The sequence below is a fragment of the Micromonospora sp. DSM 43699 genome, assembly GCF_055517075.1.
The window spans coordinates 61287-84708 of record NZ_JBTMMT010000025.1 but is presented as its reverse complement, the minus strand read 5'-3'; the positions used below and the strand labels follow the sequence as shown (position 1 = coordinate 84708).

Annotated in this window: 15 protein-coding genes and 2 pseudogenes; 14 read left to right on the top strand and 3 right to left on the bottom strand. The window is 71.5% G+C overall.

The annotated features are described in order from the left end of the window. Positions 1-244 precede the first annotated feature (244 nt). Together AC0AIB_RS15050 and AC0AIB_RS15045 are read right to left on the bottom strand one after the other, a co-directional pair. Complete coding sequence (locus AC0AIB_RS15050) at positions 245-1024, bottom strand: hypothetical protein (RefSeq protein ID WP_465096907.1); 780 nt, start codon at positions 1022-1024, stop codon at positions 245-247. Positions 1025-1078: 54 nt separating this feature from the next. After that, positions 1079-1963: a helix-turn-helix domain-containing protein gene (locus tag AC0AIB_RS15045; RefSeq protein ID WP_328346721.1), complete on the bottom strand. Its 885-nt coding sequence runs from the start codon at positions 1961-1963 to the stop codon at positions 1079-1081. A 405-nt stretch (positions 1964-2368) separates the two neighbouring features. On the opposite strand from AC0AIB_RS15045, the gene AC0AIB_RS15040 reads away from it, so the two are divergent. The 13 genes and pseudogenes from AC0AIB_RS15040 (at position 2369) to AC0AIB_RS14980 (ending at position 20416) form a co-directional block, all read left to right on the top strand. Then, positions 2369-2605 carry a GntR family transcriptional regulator gene (locus tag AC0AIB_RS15040; protein ID WP_328346719.1) on the top strand — a complete coding sequence of 79 codons (237 nt, stop codon included), beginning with the start codon at positions 2369-2371 and terminating at the stop codon, positions 2603-2605. Between the two features lie 31 nt (positions 2606-2636). Next, on the top strand, positions 2637-2837 hold the full coding sequence (locus AC0AIB_RS15035; RefSeq protein WP_465096906.1) for a hypothetical protein: 201 nt from the start codon (positions 2637-2639) through the stop codon (positions 2835-2837). Between the two features lie 193 nt (positions 2838-3030). Then, the gene (locus tag AC0AIB_RS15030; protein ID WP_465096905.1) at positions 3031-4212 is read left to right on the top strand and encodes a Cmx/CmrA family chloramphenicol efflux MFS transporter; all 1182 of its coding nucleotides are present in this window, start codon (positions 3031-3033) and stop codon (positions 4210-4212) included. A gap of 294 nt (positions 4213-4506) precedes the next feature. Continuing rightward, positions 4507-4974, top strand: a complete 468-nt coding sequence (locus AC0AIB_RS15025) for a hypothetical protein (RefSeq protein ID WP_328348780.1) — start codon at positions 4507-4509, stop codon at positions 4972-4974. Beyond that, the gene (locus tag AC0AIB_RS15020; protein WP_465096904.1) at positions 4974-6371 is read left to right on the top strand and encodes a hypothetical protein; all 1398 of its coding nucleotides are present in this window, start codon (positions 4974-4976) and stop codon (positions 6369-6371) included. The genes AC0AIB_RS15025 and AC0AIB_RS15020 overlap by 1 nt, the downstream gene beginning before the upstream one ends. Further along, positions 6368-6637 (top strand): annotated as a pseudogene (locus AC0AIB_RS15015) (VWA containing CoxE family protein); the annotation flags it as partial. The gene AC0AIB_RS15020 and the pseudogene AC0AIB_RS15015, both read left to right, overlap by 4 nt. Positions 6638-6811: 174 nt before the next feature. Continuing rightward, positions 6812-7879 (top strand): annotated as a pseudogene (locus tag AC0AIB_RS15010) (VWA domain-containing protein); the annotation flags it as partial. Positions 7880-7893: 14 nt separating this feature from the next. Beyond that, on the top strand, positions 7894-9006 hold the full coding sequence (locus AC0AIB_RS15005; RefSeq protein ID WP_328346714.1) for an ATP-binding protein: 1113 nt from the start codon (positions 7894-7896) through the stop codon (positions 9004-9006). After that, the gene (locus AC0AIB_RS15000; RefSeq protein WP_328346713.1) at positions 9003-11933 is read left to right on the top strand and encodes a DUF5682 family protein; all 2931 of its coding nucleotides are present in this window, start codon (positions 9003-9005) and stop codon (positions 11931-11933) included. Before AC0AIB_RS15005 ends, AC0AIB_RS15000 begins: the two co-directional genes overlap by 4 nt. A 196-nt stretch (positions 11934-12129) precedes the next feature. Then, a complete protein-coding gene (locus tag AC0AIB_RS14995) occupies positions 12130-13671 on the top strand; it encodes a cellulose binding domain-containing protein (RefSeq protein WP_328346712.1) in 1542 nt (513 codons plus the stop codon). Positions 13672-14024: 353 nt separating this feature from the next. After that, positions 14025-15530, top strand: coding sequence for a phosphoesterase (locus tag AC0AIB_RS14990; RefSeq protein ID WP_465096903.1), 1506 nt, complete (start codon positions 14025-14027; stop codon positions 15528-15530). Positions 15531-15907: 377 nt separating this feature from the next. Next, positions 15908-18646 carry a M14 family zinc carboxypeptidase gene (locus AC0AIB_RS14985; RefSeq protein ID WP_328346710.1) on the top strand — a complete coding sequence of 913 codons (2739 nt, stop codon included), beginning with the start codon at positions 15908-15910 and terminating at the stop codon, positions 18644-18646. Positions 18647-18814: 168 nt separating this feature from the next. Further along, positions 18815-20416 carry a class I SAM-dependent methyltransferase gene (locus tag AC0AIB_RS14980; protein ID WP_328346708.1) on the top strand — a complete coding sequence of 534 codons (1602 nt, stop codon included), beginning with the start codon at positions 18815-18817 and terminating at the stop codon, positions 20414-20416. A gap of 46 nt (positions 20417-20462) precedes the next feature. On the opposite strand, the gene AC0AIB_RS14975 is transcribed toward AC0AIB_RS14980, so the two are convergent. Next, on the bottom strand, positions 20463-21350 hold the full coding sequence (locus AC0AIB_RS14975; RefSeq protein WP_465096902.1) for a hypothetical protein: 888 nt from the start codon (positions 21348-21350) through the stop codon (positions 20463-20465). 469 nt (positions 21351-21819) lie between these two features. Here AC0AIB_RS14975 and AC0AIB_RS14970 point away from each other — a divergent pair, with 469 nt between their 5' ends. Next, complete coding sequence (locus AC0AIB_RS14970; protein ID WP_465096901.1) at positions 21820-23286, top strand: RICIN domain-containing protein; 1467 nt, start codon at positions 21820-21822, stop codon at positions 23284-23286. The last annotated feature ends 136 nt before the right edge of the window (positions 23287-23422 follow it).

Sequence of the window (23422 nt, the reverse complement as noted above, 5' to 3'; positions counted from 1 at the left end):
CCGTGACCACCGCGTCAACGTCGCTCGCTCATCGTCGGTCAGCGTCAGCGGCGCAGTGGGACGCCCGGTTCTCGGCATCCCACCACCCTACCCACTTATCAGGCGAATTTCCGGCGCAGGACACTAGCCCCGGGCCGAGGCCCTGCCGCCCGGCCGGCAACCGGTGGGCGGCGGGGCCTAACACGGTCACGGTCGACAGCATCACCAGGCTTCCCCCGCCGGCACCTGCCGCCGTGGGGCTGACTCAGCTGCGGCAGATGACCGTCGCGTCGTCGGCGGCGATGCCGTCGCGCGCCTCGGCCTGCCTGACCTGGCGGATGACCTCGTCGGGGCCGGCGGACGCCAGCAGGTCCAGCAGTCCCGCCCAGTCGGTCAGCCCGAGGGTGTCCACCAGCCTGCTCGCGCCGTTGCTGAGCAGTGCCGCCACGGTCACCTCGGCGGCCGGGCAGCTGCCGGTGACCGCCTCGTCCACCACCCGGGGGTCGTCCTTGGCCACCCAGAAGCCGCCCGGGCTGTTCCGGTGCGCCCGCAACTCGCCCAGCAACCGCCGGTACCTGTCACTGCCCGGGGGTACGCCCCGCAACCGCCGCTCGAAGGAGCGGGCGATCACCACCTCACGCGGATCGTGGGCCACGAACGGCTCGCCGCCCACCCGGCCGAGGACCGCCACCGCGTCACCGAGGACCAGATGCTCGACGCGCCCGCCGGCGAACCGGAGCATCGCCACCGCGGCGTACGGACTGATCGGGTGGGCGACGTCGCAGGTGTCGCGGTGCTCGTCGGTGATCCGCTCGATGCCCTCGGCCAGCACGTCGCGCAGGCTCCGCCCCAGGGACAGAGCGCCCAGCAGGGCACCACCGAGACGGGTGGCGTACCAGGCCACGCCGTGGTGGCAGACCTGGGCGGCGTCGGCGATGCCACCGGCACCGTCGACGAGCACCAGACCGGCGGCGACGGCACCGGCGAAATCCTCGTTGGCCCGGCCGGGATGCCCCGCATCGGTCGCCACAGCCACCCGCACCATCTGACAATCCTACGATCGGTATCGATGCCGGTACGGCGACGGGCCTGCGGGCGGTCAGACATCCGGTTGGTGGACCTCGGCGCTGATCTTCTCGATCAGCCGGCGGGACTCGTCGTGGTCCAGGGCCACCGCGTCCAGACCGGCCCAGGCCTCCTCATACGCGGCCACCTCCGACACCCGGTCGAGATACAGCGCCCCGGTCAACAACTCCCGGTAGACCACCGGCGGGTCCGGTTCGACCCGGTTGACCGGCGGAAAGTCGAGCAGCAGGAACGGGCCCGCGAGAAGGGCCCGGTGCACCCCGACGGCGAGCGGCACCACCCGCAGCGACACCTGCGGCAACCGGCTCGCCTCGACCAGGTGCCGCAACTGCGCGACCATCACCGCCGGGTCGCTGACGGCACGCAGCAGCACGCCCTCAGCGAGCACCACCTCCAACCGGGGTGCCGCCGGCAGCCGCCGCCGCAACACACCCTGCCGCCGCAACCGCACCTCGACCAGGCGGTCCCGGTCCCCCACCGTGAGATCCGGCCGTTGCCGACACACGGCCGTCGCATAGTCGCGGGTCTGCAACAGCACGGGAATCATCCCGTCGGCGTGCTCGCGAAGCCGACAGGCGTCGCCGGCCAGGCTGACGTACGGCTCGCACCAGCGGGGCAGCGGATCCCCATAGGCATGCCACCAACCCCTCGCCCGCGTCTCCCCGGCCAGGGCGACCAACACGCCGGTCAACTCGGGCCGCGCGGCGTAACGCCCGCACATCACCCGCACGTCACTACGGCTCACGGCGGACCGGCCCGCCTCGATCTGCCACAACTTCCGCCGGCTGAACTGCAACGCCTCCGCCGCGCCGTCCACCGTCATCCCCGCCTCGACCCGCAACTGCCCCAGCACCCGCCCGAGGTGCCGACGCGGCACCGACGACCCGCCGTCAACCATCGGCCCGCCGCCCCTCGCCCGACCCGCTCCCCCGCCGCCCACGGCACCCACCCGACGGCAGCAGCAGCGCGTAACGCCCCGCCCGCTGGTTCCGCGTCACCCCCACCCGCCGCACGCCCCGCCCGGACCGCACCACACCGCCACACCACCGGGCCGCAGACCCATCGGGTACGCCCACCAGCCCACCCGACGACCGCGAACACCCCGACCCAACCCCCTCCGGCACGACCCTCCCCACCAGGTCAACAGCCGCCCGCCCCACCCTCAAGAACCACTTCCACCGCCGACCCATGGCCCTCCCCTTCCGTCCGGCTCTCTGGCCGAAGGCTAACAGACCTGTAAAGCCTGTAAAGATAGGATGGGGATGCTTTACTTTTGGACCTCGTCGGCTGATTTGCTGACCGCATGCCGTACGCCCAGCCGCTCTGGCGTCAGATCAGAGATGATCTCCGCGCGAAGATCCGGGCCGGCATCTACCCGCCGGGAAGCAAGCTTCCCGCCACCCGCCTGCTCGCCGCCGAGTACGAAACCAGTCACATGACGGTACGGCGAGCGCTGGACTCCATGATCGAGCTTGGCGAACTGGTCGGCCGCATGGGCATCGGGGTCTTCGTCGCCGACACCTCCGAGCAGGACTCGTAGGCCGGCGCGTCTCCACCCCCACAGCGGGCCGGTGACGTTCCGGTACCGGCAGATCCCGTTGGTCATCCGAGGTCCCGGCGACATCGAGACCTATCGGCAGATCGTCGAGGTGTTGGCCACCGCCGACCCCGCATGCTACCAGCCGGCCTCCCCGGAAAACCCACTGGAGCAACTGGTCGATGTCGGTGGGCGCTGTGACGCCGCCCGTCGCGGACGTCAACGGCTTGAGTAGTGTTTGTGACATGTCGAGCCCTGAGGCATCCAAGGTGGGGGCTTTCGGTCACGCCGTCAGCCCCCTGAACCGCTGAGTTCCTAGTTCGCCTCCCCGCAGTTCTGCTGCTGCGTGGGAGGTCTGCGCACACCTCATGGGCGCTGGCCGCGGTGACGAGACGTCTCCCTTTCGTTCTCTCACCTCGGAGTTCTCGATGCATCTGCCGCTCTACCTGCTTGCCGTGGCGGTCTTCGCCATGGGCACCTCGGAGTTCATGCTCGCCGGCCTGGTGCCGGACATCGCCACCGGCCTCCACGTGCCGGTCGGCGCCGCCGGGCTCCTGACGTCGGCGTTCGCTGTCGGGATGGTCGTCGGTGCGCCGCTGATGGCGGGGCTTGCGCGCCGGTGGCCCGCCAGGGCCAGCCTGCTGGGTTTCGTGCTGGTGTTCGCCGTGGTCCACGTCGTGGGCGCGCTGACCACGAGTTTCCTGATCCTGCTCGTCACCCGGGTGATCGCCGCCCTGGCCAACGCCGGCTTCCTCGCCGTGGCACTGAGCACGGCGGCCACGCTCGTCGCACCTGACCAGAAGGGGCGCGCACTGGCGGTGCTGCTCTCCGGCACGACGGTGGCCACCATCGCGGGAGTGCCAGGCGGTGCGCTGCTCGGCACGTTGCTCAGCTGGCGTTCGACCTTCTGGGCGATCGCCCTGCTCTGCCTTCCCGCTGCCCTCGGCGTCGTGAAGGGCATCCCGGCCCGGGCCGGGAGGACCCCTGCGGGGATTGCGGCGACCTCGTCGCTTCGCGACGAGATCGCCCAGCTCATGATGCCCAGGCTGCTCCTGGTCATGCTGCTCGGTGCCCTGGTCAACGCCGCCACCTTCGCCACGTTCACATTCCTGGCACCGATCGTGACCGACACCGCCGGCCTGGGCGAGCTCTGGGTTCCGGCCGTGCTGGTGCTCTTCGGCACGGGGTCCTTCGTCGGCGTCACCCTCGCGGGACGACTCTCCGACAGGCATCCCGCGATCGTGATCGCAGTCGGTGGTCCGTTGCTACTGCTCGGCTGGATCGCGTTGGGGGCCCTGGCTACCCAGCCTGCGGCCCTTCTCCTCCTCGCGGTCACGCAGGGCACGCTCTCCTTCGCGTTGGGTGCCACCCTGATCGCCCGGGTGCTCTACGAGGCAGCGGGCGCCCCCACCATCGGAGGGTCGTATGCCACCGCGGCGCTCAACGTCGGTGCTGCTGGCGGCCCCGTCGTTGCCGCAGCGACCCTCAGTGCCGATGCTGGCGACCTCGGTCCGGTATGGGTCAGCGGCCTCCTGGTCGCGGTCACCCTGCTCATCGCCCTGCCGCTCCTGGGGGTCATCGCGCCCCGCCCCGACCGGGTGATCCGGTGACCCGTACGAACGCCGCGTGTCCGAGGCTGGGGAAGCGACGAACGACCGGTGGGGAGCACCTGTCGTTCGGCTCGTAGTTGAGACGGTCGATACCCCCATCCCTCCGGACGGTTCCTGTGTCGGACCGAACGGGAAGGGCAGTGCGGAACTGTCGTACCCGTGGGCCATGATCTTGTGGTCACGGCGTCGCCGGCCCCGGCCGGCGCGCGCCATCAACCCTGGTCGACGCCGGTGTCACGGCGGGTGGGAGGACGTGTGGTGACGGACCCTGACGGGGCCGCCCGGCGGCGGAGCGTGCTGGTGGTGGTGCCGCCTGCCCGGCCCCGCAAGCTGGCCAAGGTGCCCTTCGTCGAGCTGGCCGACGGACGGTTGCAGGGGGTGGTGTCCAGCGGGTCCGACATCGAACGGGTCTACGTCTCGTCGGTGACCGCCGGCACCCACGCCTACCATTGCAGCACCAACAACAACCGGCCCTGCGGTGGGCTGCGCGGCGCGCCCTGCAAGCACCTGGAGGCCCTCGCCGACGAGGCCGTGCTCCAGTACGGCGTCGACCGGGTCGCCCGCTACCTGCGGGTGGACGCCGGCGACGGGACGCAGACCGGCGTCGAGCTGCTGTCCCGGCTCGACGCCCGGCACGAGCCGACCCCGGCCGCTGTGGTGTTCAGCCGGTTCCTGCGCCACCTGGCCTACCTCGAACTCCCGGCCAGCACCACCGCGCTGCCCGAGCTGCACTGGTTCCCGTCCACCGGGGCGGGTCGCTGATGCGGGGCGCACAGCTGGCGCAGCTGCACGACGACGCCCCCACCGGGCTGGCCGACGCCGACGACGTGGTCGCCGGCTTCGACGAGGCCCTGCTGGGTGGCTTCGCCCGGGTCGGCGAACAGGACGCCGCCGCGTTGACGGCACTGGCCGGCGCGGTGGCCGGCACGCCGTTGGGCGAGCGGGTGGCCGAGGCGGTGGGCAAGGTGATCGCAGGTTCGGTCGGCCAGGAACATCTGGCCGCGCTGGCCGGAGCACGGGCCGCGCTGCTCGGGGCGACCCACGACGCCCTGCTCGACCGGTGTGACACCGCCCTCGGGCGGGACCGGGCGGCGTGGACGTCGCCGGCCGGCGGGCCGGTCGACGGTTCCCCCGCCCGTGCCGCCGCCCGGTCCTGGCTGCACGAGGCGGCCCTCGCCGGGTGGCGCGGCGTCGACCACGAACTCCTCTCCGCCGTCGGGACGCCGGTCGAGGCGGCGCTGGCCGAGCCGGGGTCGCGCCGGCTCGCGGTACTGCTCGACGGGTTCGCCGCCGAGCTGCGGGCCGGGCTGCCGGTGGCCACCATGCCGCAGGTGCCGGTACGCCGCTGGGCGGACCTGTGGTCCCGGAGCGTGCTGCTCGCCCAGGACTGGCCGGCCCCGGCCACCGTGGCGGAAACCGAACAGGTGACCGGTCGGCTGTTGCCGCTCGGGGTCGACGTCCATGAGCACGAAACCGCCGTCCAGGTGCAACTGCACGCGATCCTCGAACCGGCCGACGCCCCGACGCCCCGGCTGGTCCGGGTGACGGTGGGCGCGGCCAAGGTCGCCACGATCGGTGGGCCGGCGGTCTGGCGGCTGTTGTCGGCGTACCCCGTCCTGCTCACTGCGATCGCGCAGCGGCGGACGCTGACCGTCACCGACCTGCCGGTGCACGGCGGCGACCTGCACTGGGTCGACGGCCGGGCGCAGGCGGGCGAGCCCGCCGACCCGTTCGCCACCGCCCGGGTGCTGCTCGGCACGGCGACGGCGACGGCCACCCCGCCGCTGGACCGGCACCCGGCGGCGATCGCCGAGCCGGTGCTGCTGGAGGGCTACACCGTGCACGACGACGGAACGACCCTCGACCTCGACGGGCATCGCCTCGCGGTCACCGTCGACCGGTTGCCGGCGGGTGGCCCACTCACTCCCGCGCTGGTCGCCGCCTCGTCGGCCTGCCTGGGCCTGCTGCGCTGGGACGACGGGCGGTGGCTGGTGCAGCCACTGGCGGTGCGGGCCACGGTCAAACGCCGGCCGGTGGAGGCACACAACGGCGACTGGGCCGACGGGGTGACCGACCCGAAGGTCGCGAAGGCCGAGGCCAGGGCGGGCGACGCCGTGGCCGTGCTGCGCGAGCGCGCGGGACGGTTGCTGCGCCGATGACCGAACCCACACCTACCGGTGACACTCCGCCCACCGGCGAGGCCGTGACCCCCGGCGACCTGGCCGCCGCCAACCGTCGGCAGGTGCTCTACTGGCGGCTGCTGGGCCGGCTCTTCGACCCCGACGAGCAGCCCAGCCTGGAATCGGCGAGCGTGGCCGTGGTCGACGACCTCGGCCTGCCCGCGGCCCTGCTGGACCCGACCGTCTCGATGGACACCGTCGTGCAGCGCTTTCCCGCGCTCGCCGACGAACTGCGCGGCCTGCTCGCCCCCGACCCCGACGGGAGCGCCGACGACGCCGACCGCGTCGCCGGTGGCGACGGCGAGAGCACGGCGGGCACGCCGGCCGGCGAGGTGGTGGAGGCGGGTGGCGCTACCAGCGAAGATGACGCCACGACCGGGGGCGGTCACCCGGACGACGGCGACATCGGGGCGCACCGGCCCGGCACGACCGAGGTACGCCGGGCGGCGCTGGTGTCGAAGCTGCTGCTCAACGTCTTCGGCACCGGGTCAGGGCCGGTCAGCGCCGGTCAACTGGCCCGTTGGCAGGCCGACGCCGGCTGGTTCGAGCAGGCGCTCGGCTGCCCCCCGGGTGAGCTGCGTCGGCAGGGTGGCACCGGGCTGGGCGGCACCCTCGCCGGCCTGGAGGGCGACCTGGTCCGCCGGATGCACCTGCGGGAGGTGCTGGCCGACCCGAAACTGGCCAGCCAGCTCACCCCCAGCATGTCGCTGATCGAGCAGCTGCTGCGGGACAAGGCGAATCTGTCCGGGGTGGCGCTGGCCAACGCCAAGGCGCTGATCCGGCGGTTCGTCGACGAGGTCGCCGAGGTGCTGCGGACCCAGGTCGAGCAGACAAGTGTCGGCACGATCGACAGGTCGGTGCCGCCGAAGCGGGTGTACCGCAACCTCGACCTCGACCGCACCATCTGGCAGAACCTCACCAACTGGAGCCCAGAGGACGAACGCCTCTACGTCGACCGGCTCTACTACCGGCAGACCGCCCGCAAGACCACCCCGTCGCGGCTGATCGTGGTGGTGGACCAGTCCGGCTCGATGGTCGACTCGATGGTCAACTGCACCATCCTGGCCTCGATCTTCGCCGGCCTGCCCAAGGTGGACGTGCACCTGATCGCGTACGACACCAGGGCGTTGGACCTGACCCCGTGGGTGCACGACCCGTTCGAGGTGCTGCTGCGGACCAAGCTCGGCGGCGGCAACGACGGGCCGGTGGCGATGGCGATGGCCCGCCCGAAGATCGTCGAGCCGCGCAACACGGTGCTGGTGTGGATCTCGGACTTCTACGAGTTCGACCGCTCCCAGCCGCTGTTCGACGGCATCGAGGCGGTGCACCGCTCCGGGGTGCGGTTCATCCCGGTCGGCTCGGTAAGCAGCTCCGGCCAGCAGAGCGTCAACCCCTGGTTCCGGCAGCGCCTCAAGGACCTGGGCACCCCGGTCCTCTCCGGCCACATCCGCAAACTCGTCTTCGAGCTCAAGAGCTTCCTCACCTAGGAGAGACACCCCTGATGTCCGAGATGTTGCGTGCCCCCGCCGAGGTCAAGTACGCCGAGGAACTCGACTACCTGGAGTCGGTCGACACCGGCCCGAAGCCGTTCTCCTGGCGGCTGAGCCCGCGCATGGTCCGGCTGTTCGTCCTCGGCTCGGAACGGGCCGACGGGCTGGAGCGGGAGATCCCGCAGAAGTGGTTCGGCGACCGCAGTTTCGTCGAACGCAGCATCGTGACCCTGGCGTCGGACCGGGGCCTGCTGCTCATCGGCGACCCCGGCACCGGCAAGAGCTGGCTGGCCGAGTTGCTGTCCGCCGCGATCTGCCGCAACTCCACCCTGGTGGTGCAGGGCACCGCCGGCACCACCGAGGACCACATCAAATACTCGTGGAACGTCTCGATGGTGATCGCCAAGGGCCAGTCCCGCGAGTCGATGATCCCGTCACCGATCATGACGGCGATGGAGCAGGGCGTGGTGGGCCGCTTCGAGGAGCTGACCCGGTCCACCAGCGACGTGCAGGACGCGCTGATCTCCATCCTGTCGGAGAAGTACGTCTCCATCCCCGAGCTGAACGACGACAACATCGTCTTCGCCCAGCCCGGATTCTCCATCATCGCCACCGCGAACAGTCGGGACCGGGGCGTCAACGACCTGTCGTCGGCGTTGAAGCGGCGGTTCAACTTCGTCCGGATCCCGGTGGTCACCAACAAGCGCAGCGAGGCGGAGATCGTCCGGTTCCGCACCGAGGAGCTGCTGCGGCGGCACCGCATCGAGTTGGACGTGCCGCCCACCCTGCTGGACATCCTGCTGCAGAGCTTCGCCGACCTGCGGGCCGCCGCCGCGTCGGCGACCAGCGACGACGAGAAGCTGGAGTCGGCGCTGTCCACCGCCGAGCAGATCGGCGTGCTGGAGGACGCCATCCTGCACAGCCAGTTCTTCGGCGACCGTACCCTGCGGGCGGAGACGCTGGCCGGGTCGCTGATGGGGTCGCTGGCCCGGCGCAGCCCGGAGGACCTGGCGATCCTCAACAAGTACCTGCACGGGGTGGTGGAGCCCCGGGCCAAGCAGGACAGCGCGGGCTGGGCGGGCTTCCTCGACGGCGGTCGCCAGGCGATCGCCTCGCTGTCATGACCGCCGACACCGCCACCGGCACCGCCCCGGTCGATCCGCACCGCGCGGGCGGTGCCGAGGACCCGGGCCCCGCCGCCGGGGGTGGCGTGGTCGCCGGGCCGTTCGGGGCGCTGCGGGAGCAGCTCACCGATGCGGCGGCCACCTTCGCCGGCTCCGCCGACGCGCTGGCCGGCATCCTCGCCGGCATCGTCGACGACGTCGACCGGGCGCTGGGTGAGCGGTTGGAGATCTTCCCGGTCTGTCACCACTCGCCGGCCTCGGCGCTGGCGATGGTACGCCGGCTGCGGCACAAGCAGCCCAAGGTGATCTACCTGGAACTCTGCGAGGATCTCCAGCCCCTCCTGGACGAGTTGCGCAACTGCCGGTTACCGGTGGCGGTGCAGGCGTTCGCCTCCGAGCTGGACGGCTTCCCCGCCGAGTGGGGGCCGCTCAGTGTGGTCGCGCCGGTCACCGAGGCGTCCGCCGAGTACCAGGCGATCGCGTACGCATTGGAGACGCCGGGGGTGGAGCTGGTGCTGGTGGACCGGTCCACCGACCACGTCTTCCAGTGGTCCCCCCGCGACGACGCCCCGCCGGCCGGGGACGACACCGCACCGGCGGCGGCCACCGCGTCGACCGGGGGCGCGGGTGAGCAGGCGGCGCTGCACGGCGACGCGGTCGGCGTGGAGATCGGCGACCTGCGGCCCCGGTTCGCCGAGCTGGAGGCGTACCTGCTGCACCACGGCAAGGTGCGGCACTGGTCGGAGTGGTGGGACCAGTACGTCGAGCGGCCCCTCGCCGACGCCGACCACGACACCTACCGGCAGGTTATGGTGCTGATCGGCAGCCTGTTCCGGCGGCTGCGACCCGCCGGGTCGGACCGTACCGACCGTGACGAGGACCGGGAACGTTACATGTGGACCCGGATGCGGGAGCACCTCGCCGCGTCCGGGGCCGATCCGGCGGACTGTCTCTACGTGTGCGGCGCGTTCCACGCCGCCAGCCGGGTCGCACAGTTCGGCCTGGACTCCCCCGCCCCGGACTTCGAGATCACCCCCCGCACCGGCACCCGCTGGCGGTACGGGCTGATCCCGTCGAGCCACTCGGCCATCGAGGCGCAGTTCGGCCTGGCACCGGGTTCGGTGTCGATCGCCGCCGCCACCTGGACCAAGGCGGTGGGCGGGTCGGGCCTGACGCCCTACCGGCTCGACGGCCAACGGGGCGGGAAGACCCGGGGCCGACGCAAGGCAACGGTGCCGGTCGCCGCGCCGGCCGGGTCGGTCGCCGACCGGCTCACCGGGTTCCTCGCCGCGCCCCCGCACCTGGACGGGCTGGACGAGGCGGAGCTGCGCGGCTGGTGCGTGGACATCGTCCGGTTGGCCCGACGCAACGGCTACCTGGCCAGCACCGCCGACGCGATCGCGGTGTTCGAAACCTCGATCCTGCTGGCCGGATTGCGCAACCGGGCCCGCCCGACCCCGTACGACTTCGCCGACGCGGCGGTGACCTGCATCGAGAAGGACGTCGTACCGGGTCGACGGGACGTGCGGCGGCTCTGCGAGATCCTGCTCGGCGGGGACCGGATCGGGCAGGTCGGCTACGACGCCCTGCCGCCGCTTGCCCGCGACGTGCTCGACCGGCTCCAACCGCTCGGGCTGGACCTGGAGAAACGCACCATCGGGCGGGCCCTGCTGGACCTGCACGCCAATCCCGGGCTGACCGGCTGCTCGGATCTGCTGTGGATGCTGCGGCACCTGCTCCCGGCCGACGCGGTCCGCCCGATCATGGGTGAACGCCGGTTGGGGCACCGGTCGATCCAGGAGAGCTGGGACCTCGCGTTGGGCCGCCACCAGCGGGCGCTGATCGAGCTGGGCTACGAGGGGGTGACCGTCGAACAGGTGCTGGAGCAGCGGCTGCGCCGATCGGTCCGGGGCCCGGACGCGACCGCCGCCGGTGCCCTCGCCGCCGTGGAGGACGCCATCCGGCTGCTGAACAGCCCCCGGTTGGTCGACGAGCTGGGCACCCGGGCGGTGGAGCTGCTGGCCACCGAGCGCACCGTGGACGACGCCCCCGAGGTGCTGCGGCGGATCCGCCGGTTGCTGGCCCACCACCGGGCCACCGCGCCGACCCTGCCGGCCTGGTGCGAGGCGTTCGTGACGACCGGTTACGCGCACTACTGCACCCTGCTGCCGACCGCGTTCGTCGAGGAGGAAACCGGGGTCCGGCAGGTCGGGGCGATGCTGGGCTTCCTGTTCAGCATGGAGAGCCTGGCGCTCTCCCTGGGCTGCGACCGGTCCCAGCTCGAGCTCGCGGTGGCCCAGTCGCATCCGGAGACACCGGCGAAGGTCGCCCTGGTCTGGGCGGCCCGACACCAGCTCGGCCTGCTGCCGTTGGCCGAGCTGCGGGAGCGCTGCGGGCAACTGTTGGCCAACCCGCTGGTGGTGCCGGCCTTCCCGCGCTACCTCTCCGGTTTCGTGCACGCGCTGGAACCGGTGCCGGGGCTCGCGCCGTTCGTGGTGGAGACGATGTCCACCGCCTTCGCCCGGCTGCCCGACCCGGTGCTGCTGCCCTGGCTGCCCACTCTGATCACCACGTTGCGGGAACACGGCCCGGAGCTGGTCCCGTTGCTGGTCCGTGAGGCCGCGCGTACCTTCCCGGGGACGTTGCCCGAGTTGGATGCCTGGGTGCCGCCCTGGCTGGGGCCGGCGCCCGCACCCGCGCCGACGACGCACCGGGCCGGGCCGGTGGGGCAGGTGCACACCCTGCTCGCCGGGCATCCGGTGGCGGTCGACGCGGTCGCCGCGCTGCTCGGCTGCGACGGCGACTGGTCGACGCCGCCCGCCGGCCCGGTGGGGGTGGCGGTGCCGGCGCTGCTGGCTGAGCACCCGGCCACCGCGCAGGCGGTCGCCGCCCTGCTCGTCGGCCCGCAACGGGGTCGCCTCCGATGAGGTCGATCGGAGCCGGGGCCTGCTTCCCGGCACGCCATCGGCGGTCGACGCACGTCCCGATCCGGGTCGTGTGAGATGTCCCATGCCCGCCGGAAGACAGGCGGGCGGCAGGCAGGAGCATCGCCGACGGTCCCGCCGGATTCTTGCCGATGCTTCTGCCTGTTCTCGGCGCCCCGGGATCACTTGACTCACAGCCATGACGCAAACCCGGAATGTGACCTACCGCGTGGTGGTCGCCGGCGTGCTGCTCGGTGCCACGGTGGTGGTCGGTCCGCTGGCGGCGCCCTCACACGCCGCGCCCAGCCAGCCGTTCGCACCGTCGGCGACGACGCCGACGCCCGAGAACGGCCGCTCCATTCTCGACCTGATCCCGGCGCAGACGCGGGACCGGATGCTCGCCCAGGCCCCGCTCGTCGACGCCGCCAACGTCGTCCGCACCGCCGTCGATGCCGGTGCGCCGCGCGGCTACGCCGGTATCGGGCTGGTGGACGACCACGTCACCCTCTGGTGGAAGGGCACCCTGCCCGGTGACGTCGCGGCGGCGGTGACGACCGCTCGCCGTACCGCACCGGTCGAGGTCGTCGGGGCGACCTACACCCGCAGCGAGTTGAAGAAGGCGGCGGCGAAGCTCGCCCCCGTCGTCGAGGCCGACCCGAACGACGCCGCCCACGCCGTCCGGCTGCGGACCGACGGCTCCGGGATCGAGGTCGCGGTCGACCCGAAGGCCGGCGCGAAGCAGCCGAAGCTGCCGGCGACCGGAGTCACCACCCGGACGGTGGTGCGCGAACGGATGGTCGAGCGGTCCCGGTACAACGACTCCGCGCCGTACGACGGCGGGATCGGCATCGGCCTGACCACCTACGCCTGCACCGCCGGCTTCGGCGTCCGCAACCACAGCACCAACGTGGGCTACCTGCTCACCGCGGAACACTGCGGTCCCATCGGGCAGGCCTGGCACGTCGGCTGGAACACGAACACCAACACCGGCACGCTGATCGGCTACTCGGTCGCCAGCAACGACGACCACGACACCATGCTGGTCTCCACCTCCTCGCCGGGCAGCCACATCTATGTCGGTGGGCAGAACGACGAGGTACGCGCCCAGGTGACCGGGTGGACCGAGGTCTTCCCCGGCCAACTGCTCTGCCAGTCGGGATACACCTCGGCCGGTGAGATCGGCGGACCGGTCTGCAACCTGCGGGTCGACTTCCACTACGACGACATCGAGGACCTGGTCGAGGCCACCCAGCTCGACGGCGCGGAGTCGGCCCGGGGCGGCGACAGTGGTGGGCCGGTCTACTCGGTCAACGCCAACGGCACCGTCCTCGCGGCCGGCACCACCACCCGGTCGGCCGGTCCCGGTTTCGGCTTCCAGGACTTCGCCACCGCCCGGGACGACTACGGCGACATCCGGCCGGCGACCACCCTCACGAGCACCTGCCGGGTGTCGTACGTGGTGACCAACTCCTGGGGCACCGGCTTCAACGCCAGCATCACCGTCTACAACGACGGTCCGACGGTCAACGGCTGGTCGCTCGGCTGGACCTTCCCCGGCAGCCAGCTGATCCAGGGCCACTGGAACGGCGTCTTCCAACAGACCGGCGCGGCCGTCACGGTGGCCAACGAGAGCCAGAACGCCAACATCCCGACCAACGGGGCGGTCAGCTTCGGCTTCACCGCCAGCGGCGCTCCCACCACCCCGGCACCCTTCACGCTCAACGGGACCACCTGCAACTGACCCGTCCCGGCCGCCCCGGGCACCGAAGCCGGGCGGCACCCCCACACCCTGGTCGTCCGTCACGATCCGGATGACCATCAGGTCGGGCCCCGCCGGTCACCCCGGCGGGGCCACGGCACATCCACGCTCCGCCCGATGCCCGCCGGCCGTCGCCGACCTGCCTTGACCTCGGGTGGAGGTCCCCGTCGCGCTGCGCGACGGGGACCTCCACCCGACGCGCGGCCGGGGACGGGACCTCCGCTGGCCGGGCGGCGTTCATGCCGGTCCCGGCCACCGTGCAACGGCTGTTCACCAGCCTCTCGCAGGCTTCGTGATCGACACGGTCACCACCGGATCGAGCGGAGGGCTCCGCAGTGCAGGACAGGGAATCCGAGGACGCCACAGGCGGTCAGCTGTCGCGTCGCCAACTGGTGAAGTACGCGGGCGTCGGCGCGACGCTCGCCGCCGCCGGCCCGTTCGTGGGCGTCGAGGCGGCCCAGGCCGACCCGGACCGGCAGGATCAGACGAAGGCCGGCTCAGCGCGGCCCGACAACCGGAGCTGGCGGGCCGGCGACCACCACATCCACTCCGAGTACAGCGGCGACTTCGACACCTCGACGAACCCGCCGACGTTCCGCAAGGGCGCCGACGCGGTCTACCCGATCGTCACCAACGCGATCATGGCGAAGAACTTCGGGCTGACCTGGGCGATGTGCACCGACCACGGCGGGCCCACGCACTCCAAGGTGAACCTGGAGCAGGCGTACCCCGATCTGCTGCGGTCCCGCCGGCTGGTGCCCGAGGTGTTGCAGTTCTGGGGGATGGAGTTCGACGCCCCGGCGATGGACCACCACACCCTGATGATCCCGCGGCACGCCGACGAGGCGAAGCAGCTCTTCGAGCTGGAGAGCCGGTTCGCCAAGCGGGACCCGTTCCCGGCCGACCCCGGCCGGGACACCGAGGCCAAGATGGTGGAGTTCCTCAAGGTGGCCCGGAACATGCCGCACAAGCCGCTGGTGATCGCGCACCACACCTCCCGGTCGGCGACCGGGCTCGGGGTCTACGGGCAGGACCTCCCGCACGAGTTCCGCAACGGCAACGACGCGGCACCGGACGTGTACGTCGGCTTCGAGGGCGCCCCGGGGCACCAGGCGGCCCCGCTCAACGGGGGCGCCCGCGGCGGGTACGGCAACCACCCCACCTACGGCGGCTACGACCAGGCGACCGCCCGGGTCGGCGGGCTGTGGGACGCGCTGCTCGGTGAGGGACGGCACTGGTGGATCACCGCCACCTCCGACTCGCACGTGCACTGGTCGCGCGGCGGCGCGGACTTCTGGCCTGGTGAGTACAGCAAGACCTACGTGCTGGCCCGCCAGGAGTACCGCGACATCATGGACGGGCTGCGCCACGGACGGATCTTCGTCACCACCGGTGACCTGATCACCCGGCTCGACGTCACCGCCAGCAGCCAGGGGCGCTCGGCCGAGATGGGCGAGACCATCACGGTCAGCCGCCGTAACCGCACCGACGTCGACGTCGAGATCCGGTTCCGGCCGCCGGCCGGGACGAACGCCAACGGGGACCGCCCGCAGGTCCGGCGGGTGGACCTGATCGTCGGTCAGATCACCGGCCCGAGCGCCGACCGGGACGCCGACACCAATCCCACCACCTCGGTGGTCGCCCGGTTCGGCCCCGGCGACTGGCGGCAGCAGGGCGCCGATCACGTCATCCGGCACACCCTGCGCAACGTCGACACCGACAGCTACCTGCGGGTACGCGGCACCAGCACCGACGAGGCCGAGCCGCTCGCCGACGGGCTGGAGAGCCCGTGGAGCGACCTGTGGTTCTACTCGAACCCGGTGTTCGTCCGGGTGCGCTGACCGACTGGCCCCCGTGCCCGCCGTCGCCGCTGCCAGCGGGGCCGGCGGGCACGGGGGCCGGTCTCGTTTCGTGGACACCCGCAGACGCGACCCGGGCCACCCGCACCGTCGACGCGGCAACCGACCTCCACAGTGGATAGGTCGACTCGCCGCTGAACGCCCGCGTTCGACCAGGTGTGGGGCAATTGGCAGATCACGTATCGCCGCCCTGTTGTGAATCTTGACCGCCCGAAAGCGCAGGTCATACGCTCCGGGCACCCCTGATTCATTTCCCGGGAAGGGAAACTGGACACCTTATGCGACCTGCGGACATCCGATCCACATTGCTTTCCCCCAGGCGGCTGGCGAGCGCCACCGCAATCGTACTACTAGCCGGAATGACGCCCCTACTGGTCGGCCCGTCGGCCGCCGCCGCGCCCCCGACGACCTGTAGTACCGATCCGGCCGACCGACTGGCCTCGGTGCCCAGCCCGGAGAGCTTCCTCGGCTTCCCGCTCGGCACCGGCCAGGAGCGGGTGGTCACCAACGAGGAGGTCCGGGGCTACCTGAGCGCCGTGGACACCGCCTCGAAGCGGGTCGTCACCGGCGTCATGGGCACCAGTGTGCTCGGCCAGCCGCTGCCGTACGCGGTGGTGTCGAACGAGCGTAACGTGCGACCGGCCGTGCTCAAGGGCATCGCCGAGGACGTCCGTTCGCTGCGCGACCCCCGCCAGGTCGACCAGCAGCGGGCCGGCGAGATCGCCGAGGCGGCCCCGGCGATCGTCTGGGTCACCGCCAACGTGCACGGCGGCGAGAAGAGCGGCACCGACGCCGCCCTCAAGACGTTGTACGAGCTGGCCGCCGGGCTGTCCTGCGAGGTCCAGCAGCGCAACGACAACCTGGTCACGATCATCGTGCCGACGCAGAACCCGGACGGCCGCGACGCCAGCCGCCGGCAGAACGAGTACGGCTTCGACATGAACCGGGACTGGTTCGCCCGGACCCAGCAGGAGACCGACGGCAAGCTCGAGCTGATGCGGAAGTACCCGCCGCAGGTCTTCATCGACGCGCACGAGATGGGCGGCCGACAGTACTTCTTCCCGCCGAACGCCGACCCGATCCACCACGAGATCGCCGGCGAGGCGGTGGACTGGATCAACCGGATCGGCGAGGCCAACAAGACCGGCTTCGGCTACAACGGCGCGTGCAGCGCCACGGTGACCACCGAGTGCTACTTCAACTACTCCACCTACGACCTGTTCTTCATGGGGTACGGCGACACGGTGCCGGCCGCCGGCTTCGGCGCAGCCGGCATGACCTTCGAGAAGGGCAGTTCGTCGGCGGTGGCCGACCGGGTGCAGCAGCAGTTCCACACCCAGTGGTCGACCCTCGGCTGGGCGGCGGCGCACAAGAGCGAGGTGCTCAACGGCTGGTTCAAGGTCTGGAAGGACGCGCTCGCCCAGGGTCGGGCCGGCACGTTGGAGCCCAACGAGGTGGTCCAGCCCACCAACACCGTGCAGTTCCCGGTGCCGAACCAGACCGTCCGGTCGTACTTCCTGCTGCCCGACCGGCAGCTCGCCGACGCCCGGCAGCTGGTCGAGCGGCTGCGCCGGATGGACGTCGAGGTCTACCAGGTCAAGAAGGCCGTCAAGCTGCCCACCGCGAAGCTCTTCGGCGGCCGCTCGGCGACCAACCTGACCGTGCCGGTCGGCTCGTACTGGATCCCGATGAACCAGCCGCAGAAGCACTGGATCCAGGCGATCATGGGTGAGGACCCGTACACGCCGTTCCCGTACTTCTACGACGTGTCCTCGTGGAGCAACCCGCTGCTGATGGGCGTGAACGCCGTCTACACAGGCGCCGACGTCAAGCCCAACGCGGAGCTGATCGACAAGATCCAGAACACCGGTGGCGGCAAGATCCTGGCCGCCCCGCCGTTGAAGGGCTCCTACACCTTCGCGCTGGACTCCGCCGCCGCGGCCGAGTTCACCTTCACCCTGCTGGGTAAGGGCGTGGAGCTGGTCCGGGACCTGGACAGCGGCGAGGTGGGAATGCCTGCCGGCGCGCTGACCCCGGAGCTGAACACCACTGCCAAGAAGCTCGGCGTGACGCTCACCCCGTACACCACGGCGGCGGTCGGCACCCCGGTCAGCCGGCCGGACGTCGGGCTGTTCCAGGGCACCGGCATCTCCACGACCTCCGGCTCGCACGGTGAGGCCCGGTACGTGCTGGGCAAGCGGTGGGGCCTCGACCTCACCCCGGTCACCACCGCCGACATCAACGACAACACCCCCGCCTTCACCAACCGGACGGTGCTGCTGGTGCCGGACGGCAGCAACGCGACAGGCGGGCTGACCGCGACCGGGCAGGCCAACCTGCGCGCCTGGATCGCCCAGGGCCACACCTACCTCGGCCTGCGCAACGAGGGCACCCGGATGGCCCGCGCCGCCGGGCTCACCTCGACCACCGAGAAGCCGAAGCCGACCGGCTACACGGTGATCGGCTCGCACCTGCGGGTCGACGTGGACCCGGACAGCCCGGTCGGGTTGGGCCGGCCTGCGGAGGACTTCGAGTTCAACAACAACGACCCGATCCTCAACCCGAGCAGCACCGGCCGCAACGTGCTCCGCTACCCCAGCGGGGACACGTTCTGGGCCAACGGCTACACGGTGCAGGGTGACGCGCTCAAGGGCACCGTCGCGGTGGTGGACGAGCCGACCGGTGCCGGACGGGCGGTGCTGTTCGCGTTCAACCCGCTGTTCCGAGCGTACAACGAGAGTGGTCTGCACCTGGTGGCGAACGCGCTGCTGTACCCGGCCACCGGCACGGCGGCCCGGACCGCGTCGCCGGTTGCGGTCGACCCGGCCCGCGCCGCCGCGGCGGCCACCCCGGTCGCCGAGAACCTGGGCGGCGAGTGGCGGCCGTTCACCATCCAGGTGGCCGCCGGTGACCTGGCCCGTACCGAGGCGGTCGTCGACAGGTACACCGACACCGCCCGGGTCTCCGTGACGGACGGCTCGGCGTACCTGATGATCCCGAACCCGGCGGGTCTCCAGATCGACGAGCACCCGTTCCTGGGCGACCTGGTGCGGACCCTGCGGGCCGAGCAGGTCCCGCTGCGTTCCGTGGTGGGCTGAGCCCACCGGTTGGGGGCGGCACCGCGCGGTGCCGCCCCCAACCGGCCCAGACACCTCCAACCGTCCAGACACCCCGACCGGCCCAGACACCCACGCGGAGCCTGCGGCTCCCTCCCCACCGGGCACCCCGCGCGGCGCCGGGCAGCCGGCGTCGGCTAGGAACTGGGGATGCCCCGCTACCTGCTGTTTCCCGGCCGACATCACCTGCTGACCCGGTTCCAGGCCGACTATCTGCACCGGCTCGCCACCGGCGGTAACCGCTACGCTCCCGACGGTGGACGCGGGGTGGTGGGAGGCGACCACGACGCCACTGCCGAGGACGTATCCGAGCATGCCGACGAGGTCACAGTGGTCTGGGCGGTCACCTCGGCCAACCACGAGAACACCCGTCGCAACCCGGTCCCCTACCACCGCCGGGAGGCGGCGATCGAACGGTTCAGCGTGCTGGCGGGGCTGCGCTCGGTGGTGGTGCCGGTCTTCGACACCGCCGCCACCGACCGGTTCGCCGAGGTGACCCTGAAGAACGTGGCGGCGACCGCCGGCCTGGAGCTGACCCCGGCGAACACCGTGGTCGCCTGTTCGACCCCGCAGGTCGCCGACATGTACGCCGGGCTGGGGTTCCCGATCGCCGGGGTGGAGGCGGACGTCGACCCGGCACCCGCCCGACCGTGGGACGTGCTGCTGCGGCTGGCCGCCGACGACCCGTCCTGGCAGGAGCTGGCCCACCCCGCGACCCTCGACGTGTACGCCCGCTACCGGCTCGACGAGCTGGTCCGCTCGGTGGTCAACGACCCGGTGGTCGGGGACGAGGGCGGGCTGACCGCCACCCGCGACTACCGGACGTACGCCGAGGCGTTCGCCGACGCGGCACAGCGCAAGTGGGCGGCGGTGCGCGAGCACGTGCGGCCCGGCCGGATCGTCGACGTCGGCTGCGGCGCGGGCGCGGTGCTGGAGCTGGCCGACCGGGAGCCGGCGCTGCGGGAGAGCGACCTGATCGGGGTGGAGGTGGCCCGGCACCTGTACGAGGAGTGCGTGCACAAGAAGGCGCAGGGCTTCTTCGCCAACCCGAACGTGTTCTTCTACCGCCGCAACGTGCTCGGTGGGGCGGTCTTCGCACCCCGCTCGGTGGACACCACGATGACCTTCGCGCTGACCCACGAGATCTGGTCCTACGGCGACCGGATGGCGTCGCTGCGCCGGTTCGTGCAGGCCATCTACGACCACACGGTGCCCGGCGGGGTGTGGATCAACAGTGACGTGTGCGGCCCGGACGGCCGGGACCGGACGGTGCGGCTCCGGCTGTCGACCACCGACGGGACGAACCCGGCACGGCCCCGCACCGACCTGGCGGCGCTGCCGGCCGAGCAGGTGGCCGGGCGGCTCGCCGGGCTGTCGACGCGGGCCCGGCTGGACCAGTTCGCCGTCGACTACCGGTTCCCGTTCCCGCACCGCCCGGTCGACGACGGCACCGGCGAGCTGGTCGAACTGCCGCTCGGCGCGGCGATGGACTTCCTCACCCGCAAGGACTACACCGACAACTGGTTGTCGGAGACCCGGGAGGAGTTCTGCGGGCTGGAGTGGGCCGACTGGAAGTCCCTGCTGGCCGACGTGGGCTTCGAGGTCGACCCGGCCAGCGGTCCGTACCGCAACGACTGGATCGTCACCCACCGGCTCGCGCCGACCGCAGCGCTGTCCACGGTGGACGGGGCACCACTGGACTGGCCGGTGACGCACGTGCTGCTTGTCGCCCGCCGCCCGGTCAACACCTGAGTGGGCCGCCGGGGGCGGGAGGATGCTCCCGCCCCCGGCCGCGACCTCACGACAGGAACTTGTCCAGCGCGGCCTCGATGGTGCCGCTGTCCGGCGCCGCGTACGCCGTCATCGTCGTCTTGTTGTACGAGATGAAGCTCGGGCACCGGGTCGCCGGGGCGTTCACGGTGCCGCCGTCGCCGATCTTCTCCGCGGTCTTGGCGGCGAAGAAGGTCAGCTGGTAGCGCGAGGAGATGTAGGAGACGCTGACGCTCTTGCCGGCGCTGTCCTTGTAGTCGCACTTCTTGGGCGCGCCCTCGCTGCCCGGGACCATCGACATGCAGCCGACCACCGACACGGTGGTGAAGTCGGCCGACTTGGCGTAGTAGCGCTTGTCGGAGCCGACCAGCTTCGACGACCAGAACGTCGGCCGCTCGGGGTTGTTCGAGAAGACGTACGCCTTGGCGGTGGCCGGGCCGCTGTAGGTGGCCGCGTTGAGGATCGGGCTGCCGTCGCAGACCGAGGACAGGTCGCTGGAGTACCGGGCGGTCACCGCGTTGTTGTTGTTCGGCTGCTCCGGCGACGACTCCGACGGCTGCGGGCTGGCCGAGGTGTCCGTGCCGGGCCCGGAATCGGTGGTCGCGCTCGGCGACGGCGTCGGGTCGGCCTCGTCGTCGGAGTTGACCAGGGCGAGCCCGATGCCCGCGCCACAGAGCGCGAGGATGAGGACCACGGCACCGACGATCAGGCCGATGACCAGACCCCGGTTCGACTTCTGCGGCGGCACCGGCACCCCGAACTGCGGGGCCTGGCCGTACTGCGGGGCCTGGCCGTATTGCGGGGGCTGACCGGGCTGGCCGTACGCCGGGTAGCCGGCGGGCGGGGCCGGCGGCCCGCTCCACGGGGTGACGTTCGGATCCGGCTGTTCTCCGTACGGAGGGTGACTGTTGCTCATCTGAAGCCCTTATCGCTGTCGACGGTACCCAGGCACTGGATCATCGGTCAGGGTAGTGAGCGGCACAAACCGAGACGCTCGTTGCCAGACGGCAATCAACCCCAACCGACCACACCGGGTGATAGGTGATCACTCTGCGCGACGATCTCCGGTGCCTTCGCCCGTCGAACCGAGTCTTCGGTGGTGAAATGTGGGGTGCGGAAAAGGGATTCGGCCCGTAAAGCGCCTTCCGTGCCGGACACCGCGAGAAGGGTTCACAATGTGACGCATATCATTGCTCGCCATCCCGACGATCGGCACAGCCGGGCCCACCCGGTCGACCAGGGACCCCGCCTCCACTCCCAGAATATTGATGCTCATCACATCGACTTATGGGCACCAATGAGTGTGTCGGCCTATCGTGATGGGCGAAGAAAGGGCCCGCGCGTCCCTGCGGGCACCTCGCGTCCACCGCAAGAGGAGTCGGCCCATGCCTGCCGCGCCGAGACCCACCACCCTCCGACGGATCGTCCTCGCCCTCGCCGCCTGCGCGGCCCTGCTCGCCCCGCTCACCCTCACCGCACCTGCCGGGGCGGCGCCGGTCACCGTGCCCAACGGCACCCAGTTCACCGACACCGCCGGCGCCGGGGTGCACGCCCACGGCGGCGGCATGATCAAGGTGGGTGACTACTACTACTGGTTCGGCGAGAACCGCAACGACAACAACACCTTCCGGTACGTGTCGGTCTACCGCTCGACCGACCTGCGCACCTGGGAGTTCCGCAACAACGTGCTCACCCAGTCCTCCGCCGGGGAACTGGCGACGGCCAACATCGAACGACCGAAGGTGATCTACAACGCCAGCACCGGCCAGTACGTGCTCTGGATGCACTGGGAGAACGGCGTCGACTACAACCAGGCCCGGGTCGCGGTGGCCACCTCCAGCACGGTCGACGGGAACTACCGTTACCTGGGCAGCTTCCGGCCGCTGGGCCACGACTCCCGGGACCAGACCGTGTTCCGCGACGACGACGGCACCGCGTACCTGATCTCCGCCACCCGCAACAACGCGGACCTGAACATCTACCGCCTCACCGCCGACTACACCGGGGTCGCGTCGCTGGTCCGGACGCTGTGGCCGGACAACTACCGGGAGGCCCCGGCGATGTTCAAACGCAACGGGGTCTACTTCCTGGTCACCTCGGGCGCCACCGGCTGGTCACCCAACCAGGCCCGGTACGCCACGGCGAGCAGCGTCGGCGGCACCTGGACGAACCCGACCAACTTCGCCGACGGCACCACCTACGACTCCCAGTCGGCGTACGTGCTGCCGGTGCAGGGCAGCGCCGCCACCTCGTACCTCTACCTCGGCGACCGGTGGGCCGGCGCGACGGGCGGCCCGGTCAACCAGTCCCGGTACGTCTGGCTGCCACTGAACTTCCCCTCGGCCACCTCGCTCACCATGAGCTGGTACCCGCAACTGACAATCGACACCGCCACCGGCGTGGTCACCGGGGTCGCCGGCGGCTACACCTACGAGACCCTGCGCGCCCGGCACAGCGGCAAGTGTCTGGACGTGCTCGACCGGTCCACCGCCGACGCCGCCACCGTGGCCCAGTACTCCTGCAACAGCGGCACCAACCAGCAGTGGCAGGTGCGCGACGCCGGCTCCGGCTACGTCCAGATCGTCGCCCGGCACAGCGACAAGTGCCTCACCGTGGCCGGCGGGTCCACCGCCGACAGCGCTGCGGTGCAGCAGTTCGCCTGCCAGTCCGGCCGCACCGACCAGCAGTGGCAGGCACGCGACGCGGGCTCCGGGTACGTCCAGTTCGTGGCCCGGCACAGCGGCAGGTGCCTCGACGTCACCGGCAACTCCACCGCCGACGGCGCCCGCGTGATCCAGTACACCTGTGGCTCCGGCACCAACCAGCAGTGGCAGCGGGTGGGCGTCGCCTGACCACCCCCGTCCGCCGTCCCGCAGGCCGGGACGGCGGACGGCCGCCACCCGCGTCCCACCAGCCCCGGAACAAGGTGTGACGATACCCTCACCCCGGGTGTCACCCCGGCGACGTCTACTGGACCGGACAGCAGTC

Bases quoted from the DNA above. Each gene is read 5' to 3' on its own strand.
- AC0AIB_RS15050 (WP_465096907.1), bottom strand. From the start codon at position 1,024: ATGGTGCGGGTGGCTGTGGCGACCGATGCGGGGCATCCCGGCCGGGCC.
- AC0AIB_RS15045 (WP_328346721.1), bottom strand. From the start codon at position 1,963: ATGGTTGACGGCGGGTCGTCGGTGCCGCGTCGGCACCTCGGGCGGGTG.
- AC0AIB_RS15040 (WP_328346719.1), top strand. From the start codon at position 2,369: ATGCCGTACGCCCAGCCGCTCTGGCGTCAGATCAGAGATGATCTCCGC.
- AC0AIB_RS15030 (WP_465096905.1), top strand. From the start codon at position 3,031: ATGCATCTGCCGCTCTACCTGCTTGCCGTGGCGGTCTTCGCCATGGGC.
- AC0AIB_RS15020 (WP_465096904.1), top strand. From the start codon at position 4,974: ATGCGGGGCGCACAGCTGGCGCAGCTGCACGACGACGCCCCCACCGGG.
- AC0AIB_RS15005 (WP_328346714.1), top strand. From the start codon at position 7,894: ATGTCCGAGATGTTGCGTGCCCCCGCCGAGGTCAAGTACGCCGAGGAA.
- AC0AIB_RS15000 (WP_328346713.1), top strand. From the start codon at position 9,003: ATGACCGCCGACACCGCCACCGGCACCGCCCCGGTCGATCCGCACCGC.
- AC0AIB_RS14995 (WP_328346712.1), top strand. From the start codon at position 12,130: ATGACGCAAACCCGGAATGTGACCTACCGCGTGGTGGTCGCCGGCGTG.
- AC0AIB_RS14985 (WP_328346710.1), top strand. From the start codon at position 15,908: ATGACGCCCCTACTGGTCGGCCCGTCGGCCGCCGCCGCGCCCCCGACG.
- AC0AIB_RS14980 (WP_328346708.1), top strand. From the start codon at position 18,815: ATGCCCCGCTACCTGCTGTTTCCCGGCCGACATCACCTGCTGACCCGG.
- AC0AIB_RS14975 (WP_465096902.1), bottom strand. From the start codon at position 21,350: ATGAGCAACAGTCACCCTCCGTACGGAGAACAGCCGGATCCGAACGTC.
- AC0AIB_RS14970 (WP_465096901.1), top strand. From the start codon at position 21,820: ATGCCTGCCGCGCCGAGACCCACCACCCTCCGACGGATCGTCCTCGCC.